This window comes from Burkholderia alba, assembly GCF_034721475.1.
Lineage (GTDB): Bacteria > Pseudomonadota > Gammaproteobacteria > Burkholderiales > Burkholderiaceae > Burkholderia > Burkholderia alba.
Map to the genome: position 1 here is coordinate 237,042 of NZ_JAWJWL010000001.1, position 14,973 is coordinate 252,014.

The window sequence follows — 14,973 nt, forward strand, 5'->3', positions numbered from 1 at the left end:
CATCATGCGACTTGCTATCCGCCATATCTCGCACTATCGCTTCGATGACAACGCCGCCTACGTGCTGCAGCGCCTGCGGCTGCGGCCGCAGACCGGACCCGGGCAGACCGTGCGCGCCTGGCAGGTGACGATCGGCGGCGTCGAGCCGACGCTTACCTACGCGGACGGTCTCGGCAATCGCACCGATCTCGTCCGCCACGAGCGCGACAAGCCGGAGATCGTGATCATCGCGGCGGGCGTGGTCGAGACGCAGGATCGCGCGGGCATCGTCGGTCACGTCGAAGGCTACGCGCCGCCGTGGATCTTCGAGCGCGAAACCGATCTGACCCGCGCGGGCGATGCGATCAAGGCACTGGCCGCCGCGCTGCCGATCGAGAACCGGAGCCTCGATGCGCTGCACTGGCTGATGACCGAGGTGCACGGGCGGATCGCCTACGCGCCGACCGCGTCCGATCTGTCGAACGATGCCGAAACCGCGCTGCAGAGCGGCGAAGGGACGAGCCGCGACCATGCGCACGCGTTCATCGCGGTGGCGCGCGCGCTGAAGGTGCCGGCGCGCTATGTGTCGGGCTACCTGATGACGGACGGACCGATGCAGCGGATGGCCGAGGCGATGCACCAGTCGAGCGGCGCGATGCAGCAGTCGCAGCAGATGCAGCTCGATGCCGACGGCATGTCGCAGCGCGCCGGCGATCTGGTGCAGCAGGCGCCGCAGCGGCCGGCCGTCACCGCCACTCAGCCGCCGTCGGGCCATGCATGGGCCGAGGCGTATGTCGAAGGGCTCGGCTGGGTCGGTTTCGATCCGTTCATGAATCGCTGTCCGGACGAGCGCTACGTGCGGATCGCGACGGGCCTCGACTATCGGGACACGATGCCGGTCTCCGGCCCCGGCGCGGTGCCGGTCGCCGTCGAGATCAGCGTGATCCAGTCGCCGGAACTCGTCTGAGTGCGTCCGGCCGCGCGCAGCGGGTGGCGCGCGCCCCGGCCCGATTCCGTTCGCACGGCGACGAAGCGCGCCGCGCGGACGCGGCGCACGGCGGCATCGGTTCGATGCGCCGCGCGCTGCTCGTCCCATTCAACCTGAACCGAACGGCCAAGCCATGTCCATCCACGTCGCGCTTCATCACACCACCCGCTACCGCTACGACCGCCTGATCACGCTCGGGCCGCAGGTCGTGCGGCTGCGGCCCGCGCCGCATTGCCGGACGCCGATCCTGTCGTACTCGATGCGCGTCGAGCCGGCGCAGCACTTCGTCAACTGGCAGCAGGATCCGTTCGCGAACTACATGGCGCGGCTCGTGTTTCCCGAGCAGACGACACGCTTCGAGATCACCGTGGATCTGGTCGCGGAGATGTCCGTCTACAACCCGTTCGATTTCTTCCTCGAGGAGCGCGCGGAACGCTTCCCGTTCGATTACGACGCGGCGGTGCGGCAGGAACTGGCGCCGTACCTCGCATGCGACCCGGAGACGAGCGCATCGCCCGCGTTCCGCGCCTACCTCGCATCGGTCGACCGGACGGTCGCCGGCACCGTGAATTTCCTGGTGGCGCTCAACCGTCAGCTGCAGAACGACATCCGCTACCTGGTGCGGCTCGAGCCGGGGGTGCAGACGCCCGAACAGACGCTGAGGCTCGCGTCCGGGTCGTGCCGCGACAGCGGCTGGCTGCTCGTGCAGCTGTGCCGCCATCTCGGCCTCGCGGCGCGCTTCGTGTCCGGCTACCTGATCCAGCTGACGCCCGACGTCAAGTCGCTCGACGGCCCGAGCGGCACCTCGGTCGATTTCACCGATCTGCACGCGTGGTGCGAGGTGTATCTGCCGGGCGCGGGTTGGATCGGCTTCGATCCGACCTCGGGGCTGCTCGCGGGCGAAGGCCATATCCCGCTCGCGTGCACGCCGCAGCCGACCAGCGCCGCGCCGGTCGAAGGCATGATCGACGATTGCGAAGTCGAGTTCGAGCACGAGATGGCGATCGCGCGGATCTACGAATCGCCGCGCGTCACGCTGCCCTACAGCGATGCGCAATGGAGCGACGTGCTGGCGCTCGGGGAGCGCGTGGACGCGGCGCTTGCCGCGGGCGACGTGCGGCTCACGCAGGGCGGCGAGCCGACCTTCGTGTCGATCGAGGATCGCGACGGCGCGGAATGGAACACCGATGCGCTCGGACCGACCAAGCGCGGCTATGCGACCTCGCTCGTGCAGAAGCTGCGCGACGAATACGGCGAAGGCGGTTTCCTGCATTTCGGGCAGGGCAAGTGGTATCCGGGCGAGCAACTGCCGCGCTGGGCGCTGTCGATCTTCTGGCGCGCCGACGGCGAAACGGTCTGGCACGACCCCGCGCTGTTCGCCGACGAGCGCGAGCCGTCGCCGTACACGACGGCCGACGCCGAACGCTTCATCCACTCGCTCTCGGCCCGGCTCGGCCTGAGCGCCGCGCACATCGAACCCGGCTACGAGGACGTCTGGTACTACCTGTGGCGCGAGCGGCGCCTGCCGGTCAACGTCGATCCGTTCGACTCGCGGCTCGACGACGAACTCGAGCGCGCGCGCTTGCGCAAGGTGTTCGACCGGAAGCTCGACAGCGTGATCGGCTACGTGCTGCCGCTCAAGCCGCTCGAGACGAATCCCGGCCTGTCGGGGCCGCGCTGGGAAACCGGGCCGTGGTTCTTCCGCGACGAGCGGATGTACCTGATGCCGGGCGATTCGCCGATGGGCTACCGGCTGCCGCTCGATTCCCTGCCGTGGGTGAGCCGCGCCGATTTTCCGTATCTGATCGAGCGCGACCCGTTCGCGCCGCAGCCGGCGCTGCCCGGCGCGGACGCGTTGCGCGCGCGCTATCTGAGCGCGGGCGATGCGCCGCGCTACCTGGGCGGGCCGCGCGGCGCGCCGGCCGCGCGCACCGTGATGCAGGCGAGCGCCGGGGCCGACGGCGAGACGCCGTCTCTCGACGCGCTCAAACGCGCGCCGGCGCGTTTCGAATCGGCCGCGGGGGTCACCCGCACCGCGCTGTGCGTCGAGGTGCGCAACGGCGTGCTGTATGTGTTCATGCCGCCGCTCGCCGCGCTCGAGGATTATCTCGAGCTGCTGAACGCGGTCGAGCTGACGGCCCGTTCGCTCGAAGCGAAGCTCGTGCTCGAAGGCTATCCGCCGCCGCGCGATGCGCGGCTGAAGATGCTGCAGGTCACGCCCGATCCGGGCGTGATCGAGGTCAACATCCATCCCGCGCACGATTTCGGCGAACTGGTGCAGCACACCGAATTCCTCTACGACGCGGCGTTTCGCACGCGGCTGTCGAGCGAGAAGTTCATGGTCGACGGCAAGCACGTCGGCACGGGCGGCGGCAATCACTTCGTGCTGGGCGGCGCAACGCCCGCCGATAGTCCGTTCCTGCGCCGCCCGGACCTGCTGGCGAGCCTGATCGGCTACTGGCACAACCATCCGTCGCTGTCCTACCTGTTCTCGGGGCTCTTCATCGGCCCGACGAGCCAGGCGCCGCGCGTCGACGAGGCGCGCAACGACCAGCTCTACGAACTCGATCTCGCGTTCGCGGAGATCCAGCGCAACACGCTGCTGTACGGGCAGGAGATGCCGCCGTGGCTGGTCGATCGCGTACTGCGCAACATCCTGATCGATGTGACGGGCAATACGCACCGCAGCGAGTTCTGCATCGACAAGCTCTATTCGCCGGATTCGGCGACCGGCCGCCTCGGCCTGCTCGAACTCCGCGCCTTCGAGATGCCGCCGCACGCGCGGATGAGCATCGTCCAGCAACTGCTGCTGCGCGCGCTGGTCGCGCGCTTCTGGCGCGCGCCGTACACGGTTGCGCTGACCCGCTGGGGCACCGGGCTGCACGATCGCTTCATGCTGCCCGCGTTCCTGCGGATGGATTTCGACGACGTACTGACGGAGATGCGCGACGCCGGCTTCGATTTCGATCCGGCGTGGTTCGCGCCGCACTTCGAATTCCGTTTTCCGCTGTACGGCCAGATCGCGGTGCGCGGCATCCAGCTGAGCCTGCGCGGCGCGCTCGAGCCGTGGCACGTGATGGGCGAGGAGGGCGCGCCCGGCGGGACGGTCCGCTATGTCGACTCGTCGCTGGAGCGGCTCGAGGTGTTCGTCACGGGGCTCAACGACAACCGCCACGTCGTGACGGTCAACGGCGTCGCGCTGCCGCTGCAGCCGACCGGCACCGTCGGCGAGTACGTCGCGGGCGTGCGTTACAAGGCATGGGCGCCGCCGTCGGCGCTGCATCCGACGCTCGGCGTGCATGCGCCGCTGACGTTCGACATCGTCGATACCTGGATGCAGCGCTCGCTCGGCGGCTGCCAGTACCACGTCGCGCATCCGGGCGGGCGCAATTATGCGACGTTCCCGGTCAACGCGTACGAGGCGGAAAGCCGGCGGCTCGCGCGCTTCGTGTCGATGGGGCACACGCCCGGCCGGATGACGGCGGCGCCCGCGGCGCCGAGCCGCGAATTCCCTTTCACGCTGGACCTGCGGTGCCGGTGAGGCGACGCGGACAGCCGTCAGGAGAGCGTACGATGACGGATGCGCGGCCGCGCCGGACGGGAATGTTAGGATGCGGCCTGAATGAGCGGGGCCGGCGGCGGGCGAGCGATCGCGCCCCGCCGGTGGACCTGTCCGCTCGCCCATGACGAACCGATACTGTGTTGCCTCTTTCCCACGACGATCTGGCTGCCGACGACGCCATGCATACGCTCTTCGAGACGGGTTCGGACGCCGCTGAGCTGGGCGCCGCGCTCGCGGCGCCCGCCGTTACCGGCCGCTACGACGAACTGCGCGGCGGCGCGGCGGCGCTGCGGACCGCCTCGCTCGCGCCCGCGTGGCGCGATTTCTTCACGCAGCTCGGCAGCGTCGGCTTCGCCGACCTCGATCGCCGCGCGGACGCGCTGCAGCGCCGGATGCGCGAGAACGGCCTCGCGTACCAGCTGCACGAGACGCGCGCCGGCGACGGCGCGGTGGGGCCGTGGTCGCTGGACCTGCTGCCGCTCATCCTGACTCCGCGGGACTGGACGACGATCGAACGCGGCGTGCTGCAGCGGATGCGTCTGTTGAATGCGATCCTCGCCGACATCTACGGCCCGCAGACGATCCTGCAGCGCGCTCTGCTGCCGCCGTCGCTCGTGACCGGACATCCGGGCTACCTGCGGCCGATGTGCGGCGCGACGGTGCCGGGCGGCACCTGGCTGCATGTCGCGGCGTTCGATCTCGCGCGCGGGCCGGACGGCCAGTGGCGGATGATGGCGCAGCATACGCAGGGACCGTCCGGCCTCGGCTACCTGCTCGAGAACCGGGTGATCGTGTCGCGCCTGTTTCCGCGCGCGTTTCGCGGGCTGCGCGTGCAGCGGCTCGCCGCGAGCTATCGCGCGCTGCTGCAGAGCATGCAGGCACTCAGCCCCGCGCGGAAGAATTCGCGGATCGTGCTGCTGACGCCGGGGCCGCACGCGGCGACGTATTTCGAGCACGCGTATCTGGCCCGCTATCTCGGCCTGACGCTCGTCGAAGGCGGCGATCTGACGGCCCGCGACAATCGCGTCTACCTGAAAACCCTGCGCGGGCTGGAGCCGGTGCACGGCATCCTGCGCCGCGTCGACGATGAATGGCTCGACCCGCTGGAACTGCGGCCGGACTCGATGCTCGGCGTGCCCGGGCTGCTGCAGGCGGTGCGCGCGGGCAACGTGCTGCTCGCGAACGCGCCGGGCTCCGGCTTCCTCGAATCGCCGGGCGTGCTGGGCTTCCTGCCGCGTCTCGCGGAGAGCCTGCTCGGCGAAACCCTGTCGCTGCCGGCGGTGCCGTCGTGGTGGTGCGGCGAGCCGGCGGCCTGCCAGGAGGCGCTGCCGCTTCTCGCGCGCGGCATCGTCAGGCCGAGTTTTCCGGCGGGCGTGCAGGCGGGCGGGTATTTCGACCCGGTGATCGGCGCGCGGCTCGCGCCGCAGCAACTGGCGGACTGGCGCGCGCGCATCGCCGAGCAGCCCGCGCACTACACGATCCAGTCCGATCTGCCGCTGTCGCAGGCGCCGACCTGGCCCGGCCGCGCGAGCGCCGGCGACGGCGGCGCCCGGATCGTGCCGCGCCCCGTGCTGTTGCGGGTGTTCGCGCTGGTCGACGGCGCGGGCGTGTGGCGCGTGCTGCCGGGCGGCCTGTCGCGTGTCGGCAGCCGCGACACGCTCTTCAATGCCCCGATGCCGCACGGCGGCAGCAGTATCGATACCTGGGTGATGACGGAAGGCCCGGTCGACTCGACGACGCTGCTGCAGACGCATCTCGGCCCGGACGATCTGGTCGAGCGGCCGCGGACGATTTCCAGCCGCGCGGCGGAGAACCTGTTCTGGCTCGGCCGCTACACCGAGCGCGCGGCGAACCTGACGCGGCTCGCGCGCGCGGCGCTCGAACGGCTGCGCGGCGAGGACGACGTCGAGAGTTCCGCGCACCTGCATCTGCTCGACGCCCTGTGCCGCGACAACGGACTGCTGCCGGCCGAGACGCCGTCGGCTGCCGAGGCGCCGCAGGTCTTCCAGCAGGCGCTGTCGCTGGCGTTGTCGCACCGTGCCGACCGCGCGTCGGGCATCGCGTCCTGCCTGTTCGGGATGCGCGGCGCGGCCGCCGCGATTCGCGAGCGCCTGTCGCGCGAGCAATGGCGGCTGATCGACGATGCGACGCAGCTGTTCGACGAAAGCGGCCGCGACGATGTCGAGCCGGAGGAACAGCTCGGCAACGACGCGCTGCAGCTGCTCGACCGCCTGAACCTGCTGCTGTCCGCGATCACGGGCGCGCAGACCGACAACATGACGCGCGACGACGGCTGGCGCCTGCTGTCGATCGGCCGGCAGATCGACCGGATCGAATTTTTGTCCGGGGTGCTGAAGAGCGCGTTCGAGGACGGCGCCGTGTCCAAGCAGGACGTCTTCGAACTCGTGCTGGAGTTGTTCGACAGCACGATCACGTTTCGCTCGCGATTCCAGCGCTGCTTCGATGTCGCGCCGCTGCTCGCGCTGCTGGTGCTCGACCGGGACAATCCGCGCTCGCTCGCGTGGGTCGCGCAGACCTTGCGCGGGCGGCTGTCGAAGGTCGAGCGCAGCGAAGGCTATGCGCTGTCGGAACTGGCGGAGGGGATGCCGGATATCGGCGAGTGGCCGCTGCATGCGCTGTGCGAGACCGACGCCGGCGGCGGCTATCCGTCGCTGCTCGCTCATCTTCAGGGCAGCGGCGATGCGGTGCGGGCGCTGTCGAACCGGATCGGCGAGCGCTACTTCAGCCACGTCAGGGATGCGGGCAGGGCGCTATGGGGCTGACGGCGAAATCATCGGACAAGGCGAAGGGCGCCGAACGCACGCGCAAGGCGCAGGGGCCGTCGCAGCCGGCCGTCGCCGCGCCGGCCGCGCCGAAGGGCCGCCTGCTGAGCGTGACGCACGATACGCGGTATCGCTATGCGGCGCGGGTCGAGTCCGCGCAGCATCAGGCGCGGCTCAGGCCGCTCGAGACCGCGCGGCAGCAGGTGCTCGAATTCGCGCTCGAGATCGAACCCGAGCCGGAGAGCCTGAGCGTCGAAACGGATTCGTTCGGCAATCAGCGGACCTCGTTCGCGCTGAATCTGCCGCACGAGGAGCTGTTCGTGCGAAGCCGCAGCCTGGTCCGGGTGACGCCCGCCGCGCTGTCGGCGGGCAAGCGCGGCGAGCCGCCGCGCGCGATCGCCGCGCCGGCGGCCGGGCAGGCGAGCGCGTGGGAAGCGGTGCGGGACCGCCTCAGCTATCGGGCGGGCCGGCCGTTCGATCCTGCGAGCGAGTTCGTGTTCGCGTCGCCGCACGTCGCCTGCCATCCGGATCTGGCCGCCTACGGGGCGGCGAGCTTCACGCCCGGGCGGCCGCTCGCGCAGGCGGCTTGGGATCTGATGCGGCGGATTCACGCGGATTTCGCCTATGCGCCGAACAGCACCGACGTCACGACGAGTGCGCTCGATGCGCTGCAATTGAAGCAGGGCGTGTGTCAGGACTTCGCGCACGTGATGATCGGCGCGATGCGCTCGCTCGGTCTGGCCGCGCGCTATGTGAGCGGCTATCTGCTGACGCAGCCGCCGCCGGGACAGCCCCGGCTGATCGGCGCGGACGCGTCGCATGCGTGGGTCGAGGTGTACGACCCGGCCTGGCCGGAGGATCGGGGCTGGCTGCAGCTCGATCCGACCAACGATCGCACGCCCGGCGACGACTACGTGATGCTGTCGATCGGCCGCGATTATGCGGACGTCACGCCGCTGCGCGGAGTGATTCGCGGCGGCGGCGCGGATCAGGTGCTGACCGTGGGGGTGACCGTGGCGCCCGTGGGGAGCGAGTAGCCGGCGAGGCGGGGGCGCGGTCCTGCGTCGGGCGCCTGCGCGGCCCGGCCGGCGCTCGTCGGGGGGCGCAGCGTCTTCATCGTTCGAGGCGCCGCAGCAGCATGGCTTTCACGTCCGGCCATTCCGGGTCGATGATGCTGAAGCGCACCGAATTGCGTTTCCGGCCGTCCGGCATGATGCGCTCGTGGCGCACGATGCCTTCCTGCTTCGCGCCGATGCGCAGGATCGCCGCTCTCGAGCGCTCGTTCAATTCATCGGTGGTGAACTGCACGCGCGCGCACCGCATGGTGTCGAACGCGTGAGTCAGCAGCAGGTATTTCGCTTCGGTGTTGATGCCGGTCCGCTGCGCCGAGGCGCTCAGCCAGGTGTGGCCGATCTCCAGCTTTCTGTTGATCCGGTCGATCTTCCAGAAACGCGTGCTGCCGACCACTTGCCCGGTGTCGCGCCTCACGACGACGAACGGCATCACGGTGCCGCTGCGTTCTCCTTCGAGCGCGGCGGACACCTATTGCGCGACGGTTCCGGGGCCGGGAACGACGGTGAAGGTGAGATCCCAGAGCTTGCCGTCAGACGCGGCGGCCAGCAGCGCCGGCGCGTGATCCGCGCGCAGCGGATGAAGTTCGGCGATCCGGCCGGCCAGCACGGGTGTGGGCGGGCGAAGAGGGGCGTCGTCCATGAAAGGGTTGATCCGCGGTCCGAAACGATCATCATAGAGCGCCCAGGTGCGATTCGGCGGCTCATGTCCGGGGCGGATGCGGCTTCCGGTGCCGGAAGCCGCGAGCCGTCGGCGCGCGTCGTTCTACCCGTCATACGGGATTTCCCTGCCTCCGACCCGGGCCGGTTGTCCAGGGGAGCCGGTCGATAATCTGCGGTTACAAAAGGACATATCTAAAACGGGAGCAGGGTGATATGGTCCGGCAGCGCGCTTGAATCGCCATGCTTGTGGAGATGAAATTCGGCCGTCGTACGTAGAAATCCAGTCGCCCGATCCGTTCAGGCAGAAGCGCGTCGCGCCGCACCGGCGATGCACGGCGCGCGTTTCGCCGCCCGGCTGACTGGCCACGCCACTCCTGCTGCCCGCGTGCCGGCATACGGTACCGAATCGGCAGTCACTCCAGCAAAGCATCACGATGAAAACGTTTGGCTATTGGCTGCTGGTCGGCTTTCTGTGGCTGCTGTCGCGCCTTCCGTACTCGCTGGTCGCCAAAGCCGGCAGCGGACTGGGCGCGCTGCTGTACAAAATACCGAGTCGCCGCCGGCACATCGTCAACGTCAATCTGCGGTTGTGTTTTCCGGACCGGACGGAGCCCGAGCGCGAGACGCTCGCGCGGGCGCATTTCCGGCACGTGATTCGCAGCTACCTGGAGCGGGGGTTTCAGTGGTTCGGCAGCGCGGGTTCGATCAGGCGCCGCGTGCGGATCGACAGCCGAATCGATCTTCTCGATCCGGGCGCGCCTCCGACGATCTTCATGGGGTTTCACTTCGTCGCGATCGAGATGGGATGCATGCTGTATTCCATGGATCTGCCGGTTGCCGCGTTGTATACCCGCATGTCGAATTCCCGTCTGTGCGAGTTCGCCCGGCGTCAGCGCGGGCGATTCGGCGCGCAGATGATCGAGCGCGGCGCGAGCGCCAAGCGCGTGGTCAAGCTGCTGCGCTCCGGCGTGCCCGTGATGCTGGCGGCGGACATGGATCATGGCGCGGACGGGTCCGTGTTCGTGCCGCTGTTCGGCGTGCCGGCCTGCACGCTGACGTCCGTGTCGCGCCTCGCGAAACTGGGCGGCGCGCGGGTGGTGCCCTTCGTGACCGAAGTGCTGCCGGATTTCCAGGGATACAAGCTCACCATCTTCGAGCCGCTCGAGAACTATCCGTCGGACTGCGAGACGCGGGATGCCCGCGCGATGAATGCGTTCCTCGAGCAGCAGATCCTGCGCCTGCCGGACCAATATTATTGGGTACACCGAAGATTCAAGAGCCGCCCGGCGGACACGCCCGGCGTTTATTGATCCGCGCGACATGCAGCCGGATTGAAACCGGACGTTCGCGGCGATCCGGCACGCGCGCCGTCCGCTCCGCGCGCGGTGCCGCGCGATGCTGCCAAGCCTCGCCACCTACAAGAATGCGTAGGTATTCACTCGCGAGGCCGCTTGCTACTCTGGATGAGCTTCATCACGGTGACGCGCCTTTATCGATCACCGATATGTTTGAACTCATCCCTTAATGCAAGTCAGGAGTTTGAAAATGCAAACTGCCGCTATTTCTTGGGGAACCACCCCGTCGATCCGCGTCTATACGGTCAACGGCAACAAGATCACCGAACGTTGCTATGACGGCAAGGACTGGTACACGGGTGCCTTCAATCAATCCGGCGACAACGTTTCGGCAACCTGCTGGCTGAACGGCAGCGCGATCCACATCCGCGTCTATGCATCGAGCGGCAACGTGACGACCGAATGGTGCTGGGACGGTGAAGGCTGGCACAAAGGCGCTTACACCGGCTGATTTCCTTCGGGAATATGCGGAATGAATCCGGTTCCGCATTCGACGGCGTAGAGCGAGTGCCACGTTTGCTTTACGCCGTATCGCCTTGATTTCGATGCTCGCGGTTGCCGTATCGGCGATCTCCCCGAATGCGGCGTCGGGCAACGCGGTGCCGATGGAGCGCTCGACGCGCATGCGGGATGCCGCGTGACGGCGAGGCCCGGATTCCGGTGTCGATCGAAGCACCGCTCGACGGTTCGATGCGGCTGCGCGTGCGACGGCTTTCCCGCGAGAAGAAGGAAGCCGTCAGGAAACCGAAGGTTTCGCGCGCGGGCGTCGTCCTCCGGCTTTCTTGCCGGCACGCACGAGGCTGTCCACCACCCGCTGTCCGGCGGGCCCCGGCGGATGTCCCGACCGGTAGATCAGAAACAGAGGCATGCTCCGGCTGCGCGGCTCGCGCTCGGCCAGGTTCAGTTCGATCAGTCGGCCTATCCCCAGGTCTTCCTCCACGACGCTGTGCGGCATGAAGCCCCAGCCGAGCCCCGCGCGCAGCATGGCGTGCTTCGAGCCGAGGTCGGCCGTGAGGATGCGTTGCCTGGCGAAGACCGAGAACGTGCGCCCGGTGGTTCTTCCTCTATGGTCGGTGAGGACGATTTGCACGTGCTCCTGCAGCGTGGCGCGGGCAATCTTGCGTTTGCGCGCGAGCGGATGATCCGGCGCCGCGACCGGCGTGAGCGCGATCTCGATGCCGTCATGGCGGAGATCGCTTCTCGCGTGCCTCGGCGCGCTCGCCCGGGTGTCGGAACCGCGTGCCGATGCCCGCGCATTCATCACCGCTGGAAAACAGCGTATGAAAAAAGCAAAACCGCTACTCGGGAAATGCGTCACGCTGGCATTGGCCGGCGCGCTGGGCGCAGCCCCCGCCTTGAGCGTGAAGGCGGCCGAAACCGCCGCGCTTCCGCTCTCCGGCGATCCCGCCGTGAGTGCCGTCCAGCAGCAGGTGTACGGCGTGGTTCACCGGCACGAGACCTGGCTCAATGCGGGAGACGCGAGCGGGATCGTCGATCTGTTCGCGAGCGAGAACAGCGTGGCCGAGTGGGACGACAAGACGGCCTACGCGATGCGCGAACAGAAAATCGCCGGCTACAAGCGCCTGTTCAAGATCGCGACCTTCAAGACGGCGTTCGCGTACGACGCGATCAACGTGTACGGCGATACCGCCGTGGTGCGCACCCATCATCACAAGGGCGCCACGGTTGTCGAGAACGGCAGGCAGGTGCCGGACTACAACCGTGAGGTCTTTGTGCTGCACCGGATCGACGGCGCCTGGAAGATCGTGCTGTACACCTTCAATACCGACCCGGTGCAGGGCGAAGGCTGAGCGCCCGGGGCGCGGCCGCCGTTCGCGTGAGCCCGCCGCGGCCTGCCTCGGCGGCCCTGCCTCGCCGAAGAAACGCTTGTTTTGCCGGCCTTCCCGGCCCTCGATCCGGCGACTCGCCCATCCTGTTACATGTCTTACAAAGGCCGCTTTCAGGAATGACAAAAACCTTTCGTCGATTCGCTATACTCGCCTGCGTCTCAAAAACAACAGACCTGTTCCATGGCGAAGAAAATCATTCGGATCATTGCAATCGCGGCGCTCGGCGCTGCTGTGTCGTTGCCGGCGGTGGCCGGCGACATGAATAACGCACTCGGCGGCGCGCTGGGCGGCGTGGCCGGCGCGGCGCTGGGCGGCGCGGTAGGCGGCAGCACGGGCGCCGTGATCGGCGGCGCGGTGGGCGGCGGCGCGGGCGGCGCGGTCACGGCGAATCGCCGCGAGCGCACGGGCGCCATCATCGGCGGCGCGCTCGGCGGCGGTGCCGGCACGGCCGCCGGCAATGCGATGGGCGGCCGGACCGGCGGCCTCGTCGGCGCGGCCGTGGGCGGCGGGGCGGGTGCGGCGCTCGGCGGCAACGTGTCGCGCTCGAACTCGTATGCGGACGATCGCTCGCACGACTACCGGAAGGGCAAGCGGCATCACAAGCATCATCGCGGTTATTGATCGAACCCGGCCCGGCTCAGGTCTGCGCGAGCACGCGCGGGATGGCGTCGACGAGCGCGTCGATGGCGACCCGCACCTTGGGCGGCATGTGCCGCGATTTCGGACGCAGCGCGTGGACCTCGGAACCCAGCACGCTCTCGCTGTCCATCACGAGCGTCAGCCGGCCGTTGCGGAGATACGGTTCCATCAGCCAGCACGGCAGCCAGGCGAGCCCTCCGCCCGCGGCGGCCGCGTCGGCGATCGCCACGAGGTCGTCGTAGCGTAGCCGCGCGGCCGGGCTGTATTCATGCACGTCGCCGTCCGCGCCGCGGATGCGCCATGGCGAGATGTGTCCGCCGCGTCCGTAGAGGATGCCGTCGTGCGCGCCGATATCGGCGAGGCTCGCCGGCCTGCCGCGCCGCGCGAGATAGGCGGGCGACGCGCAGATGCCCATGCGCTGCACGCCGAGATAGCGGCCGACGAGCGTCGCGTGATCCGGCAGCGGACCGATCCGGATCGCGATGTCGAAACCGTCGTCCACCAGATCCGCGATGCGATCGCTGAACGACATTTCGATATCGAGCAGCGGATGGCGCTCGATCAGTTGCTGCATGACCGGCGCGACGCACTGCCGGCCGAACAGCACCGGCGCCGTGACGCGCAGCCGGCCGGCCGGTTCGCGGCGGCCGGCGTCGAGCGCCGCTTCCGCCGCGCCCAGATCGGCGAGCACGCGGCGGCACTGCTCGTAATACGCCTGCCCCTCGTCGGTCAGGCTCAGGCTGCGCGTGGTTCGTTGCAGCAGCCGCACGCCGAGGCGCTGTTCGAGCCGGGCGACGATCTTCGCGACGGCCGAGCGCGTGATGCCGAGACGCGTGCCCGCCGCCGCGAAGCTGCCGGCGTCGACGACATCCACGAATTCGGCCACGCCCCTCAATCGTTCATCCATGACGGCGCTCCGTTGCCGTTGCCCATCGATCGTGTCTTGTCGGGCGACAGTAAGTCATCCAATTCTCATCAATGTAATCTTGGGGGCAACACTAACATAACGGTTTCTATCCGGGCAGGAGCTGAAATGAAGGCATGGAAACTGAAGCCGGGCGCCGGTGTTGCCGGGCTGACGCGCAGCGACGCGGCGACCCGCGCGCCGGGACCGACCGAGGTCGTCGTCAGGGTGCGTGCGGCGGGGCTCAATTACCGGGATCTGATGTTCGCGCGCGGCGACTATCTCGGCATCGGCACCGAGCCGCTGATTCCGGTGGGCGACGGCGCGGGCGAGGTCGTTGAGGTCGGCCGCGACGTGACGCGCTTCAAGCCGGGCGATCGGGTGATCAATACGTACTTCACGCACTGGATCGACGGCGGACCCGCGCCGTGGAAGGTCGACGAATCGCCGGGCGCGCAGGTGGACGGCGTGCTGGCGGAACGGTTCGTGGTCGCGGAAAGCGCGCTGGTGTCGATCCCCGCGCATCTCGGCTACGAGGAGGCGGCGACCCTGTCGTGCGCCGGTATCACCGCGTGGAACGCGCTGTTCGCCGACGGCGGCGCGAAGCCTGGGGCGACGGTGGTGCTGCTCGGCACCGGCGGCGTGTCGATCTCCGCCTTGCAGCTGGCGCACGCGGCGGGGCTGCGCACGATCATTACGTCGTCGAGCGACGACAAGCTGGAGCGTGCGCGCCAGTTGGGCGCCGACGAGACGATCAACTACCGGGCCACGCCCGAATGGCAGAACGAGGTGCTGCGGCTGACGGGCGGCGAGGGGGCGGACATCGTCCTGGAGGTCGGCGGCCGCGATACGCTGCCGCGATCGGTGGCGGCGACGAAGATGGGCGGCCTCGTGTCGATCATCGGCGGGGTGAGCAGTTTCGCCGGACCGGAGCTTGGGCTGCTGTCCGTGATAGGCGGGGTGAGGCGGCTGCATGGTGTCATGGTGGGCAGCCGCACGATGCTCGACGACGTGGCGCGGCTGGTCGCCGCGCACCGGATCCGGCCGGCGGTCGATCGCGTTTTCGGTTTCGACGAGGCGCCCGCCGCGTATGCGTATCTCGAGTCGGGGCAGCACTTCGGCAAGGTGGTGATGCGCATCGACGCGTGAATCCGGCGTCGCCCCGCGCATGCCGCGGGGC

General features: G+C 68.9%; 11 protein-coding genes and 1 pseudogene. 9 read left to right on the forward strand and 3 right to left on the reverse strand.

Annotated elements, in window-relative coordinates; all coding sequences use genetic code 11:
- Positions 1-4: 4 nt before the first annotated feature.
- From RZR99_RS01090 to RZR99_RS01105, 4 genes are all read left to right on the forward strand, one after another.
- Positions 5-946: a transglutaminase family protein gene (locus tag RZR99_RS01090; RefSeq protein ID WP_323117867.1), complete on the forward strand. Its 942-nt coding sequence runs from the start codon at positions 5-7 to the stop codon at positions 944-946.
- Positions 947-1,100: 154 nt separating this feature from the next.
- Positions 1,101-4,508, forward strand: coding sequence for a transglutaminase family protein (locus RZR99_RS01095; protein ID WP_323117868.1), 3,408 nt, complete (start codon positions 1,101-1,103; stop codon positions 4,506-4,508).
- Positions 4,509-4,708: 200 nt separating this feature from the next.
- Entirely contained in the window at positions 4,709-7,312 is a 2,604-nt protein-coding gene (locus RZR99_RS01100) for a circularly permuted type 2 ATP-grasp protein (protein ID WP_323118025.1), read from the forward strand.
- The gene (locus tag RZR99_RS01105) at positions 7,303-8,349 is read left to right on the forward strand and encodes a transglutaminase family protein (protein WP_323117869.1); all 1,047 of its coding nucleotides are present in this window, start codon (positions 7,303-7,305) and stop codon (positions 8,347-8,349) included. Before RZR99_RS01100 ends, RZR99_RS01105 begins: the two co-directional genes overlap by 10 nt.
- Positions 8,350-8,425: 76 nt before the next feature.
- On the opposite strand, the pseudogene RZR99_RS01110 reads toward RZR99_RS01105, so the two are convergent.
- Positions 8,426-9,025: pseudogene (locus tag RZR99_RS01110) on the reverse strand (GNAT family N-acetyltransferase).
- Between the two features lie 454 nt (positions 9,026-9,479).
- Here RZR99_RS01110 and RZR99_RS01115 point away from each other — a divergent pair.
- Entirely contained in the window at positions 9,480-10,355 is an 876-nt protein-coding gene (locus tag RZR99_RS01115) for a lipid A biosynthesis lauroyl acyltransferase (protein ID WP_323117870.1), read from the forward strand.
- A 235-nt stretch (positions 10,356-10,590) separates the two neighbouring features.
- Complete coding sequence (locus tag RZR99_RS01120) at positions 10,591-10,851, forward strand: fucose-binding lectin (RefSeq protein WP_323117871.1); 261 nt, start codon at positions 10,591-10,593, stop codon at positions 10,849-10,851.
- A gap of 285 nt (positions 10,852-11,136) precedes the next feature.
- Here RZR99_RS01120 and RZR99_RS01125 read toward each other — a convergent pair whose 3' ends face one another.
- Positions 11,137-11,661, reverse strand: coding sequence for a substrate-binding domain-containing protein (locus tag RZR99_RS01125; RefSeq protein ID WP_323117872.1), 525 nt, complete (start codon positions 11,659-11,661; stop codon positions 11,137-11,139).
- A 19-nt stretch (positions 11,662-11,680) separates the two neighbouring features.
- Between RZR99_RS01125 and RZR99_RS01130 the strand changes: the two genes are divergently transcribed.
- Both RZR99_RS01130 and RZR99_RS01135 read left to right on the forward strand, forming a co-directional pair.
- Entirely contained in the window at positions 11,681-12,211 is a 531-nt protein-coding gene (locus tag RZR99_RS01130) for a YybH family protein (RefSeq protein WP_323117873.1), read from the forward strand.
- 219 nt (positions 12,212-12,430) lie between these two features.
- Positions 12,431-12,871, forward strand: a complete 441-nt coding sequence (locus RZR99_RS01135) for a hypothetical protein (RefSeq protein WP_323117874.1) — start codon at positions 12,431-12,433, stop codon at positions 12,869-12,871.
- Between the two features lie 16 nt (positions 12,872-12,887).
- Here RZR99_RS01135 and RZR99_RS01140 read toward each other — a convergent pair whose 3' ends face one another.
- Complete coding sequence (locus tag RZR99_RS01140) at positions 12,888-13,796, reverse strand: LysR family transcriptional regulator (protein ID WP_323117875.1); 909 nt, start codon at positions 13,794-13,796, stop codon at positions 12,888-12,890.
- A gap of 126 nt (positions 13,797-13,922) precedes the next feature.
- Here RZR99_RS01140 and RZR99_RS01145 point away from each other — a divergent pair, with 126 nt between their 5' ends.
- Positions 13,923-14,942, forward strand: coding sequence for a zinc-dependent alcohol dehydrogenase family protein (locus RZR99_RS01145; RefSeq protein ID WP_323117876.1), 1,020 nt, complete (start codon positions 13,923-13,925; stop codon positions 14,940-14,942).
- Positions 14,943-14,973: the final 31 nt, after the last annotated feature.

Excerpts from the sequence above, each read along its gene's own strand:
- RZR99_RS01090 (WP_323117867.1), top strand. The coding sequence starts at position 5 with ATGCGACTTGCTATCCGCCATATCTCGCACTATCGCTTCGATGACAAC.
- RZR99_RS01095 (WP_323117868.1), top strand. The coding sequence starts at position 1,101 with ATGTCCATCCACGTCGCGCTTCATCACACCACCCGCTACCGCTACGAC.
- RZR99_RS01100 (WP_323118025.1), top strand. The coding sequence starts at position 4,709 with ATGCATACGCTCTTCGAGACGGGTTCGGACGCCGCTGAGCTGGGCGCC.
- RZR99_RS01105 (WP_323117869.1), top strand. The coding sequence starts at position 7,303 with ATGGGGCTGACGGCGAAATCATCGGACAAGGCGAAGGGCGCCGAACGC.
- RZR99_RS01115 (WP_323117870.1), top strand. The coding sequence starts at position 9,480 with ATGAAAACGTTTGGCTATTGGCTGCTGGTCGGCTTTCTGTGGCTGCTG.
- RZR99_RS01120 (WP_323117871.1), top strand. The coding sequence starts at position 10,591 with ATGCAAACTGCCGCTATTTCTTGGGGAACCACCCCGTCGATCCGCGTC.
- RZR99_RS01125 (WP_323117872.1), bottom strand. The coding sequence starts at position 11,661 with ATGAATGCGCGGGCATCGGCACGCGGTTCCGACACCCGGGCGAGCGCG.
- RZR99_RS01130 (WP_323117873.1), top strand. The coding sequence starts at position 11,681 with ATGAAAAAAGCAAAACCGCTACTCGGGAAATGCGTCACGCTGGCATTG.
- RZR99_RS01135 (WP_323117874.1), top strand. The coding sequence starts at position 12,431 with ATGGCGAAGAAAATCATTCGGATCATTGCAATCGCGGCGCTCGGCGCT.
- RZR99_RS01140 (WP_323117875.1), bottom strand. The coding sequence starts at position 13,796 with ATGGATGAACGATTGAGGGGCGTGGCCGAATTCGTGGATGTCGTCGAC.
- RZR99_RS01145 (WP_323117876.1), top strand. The coding sequence starts at position 13,923 with ATGAAGGCATGGAAACTGAAGCCGGGCGCCGGTGTTGCCGGGCTGACG.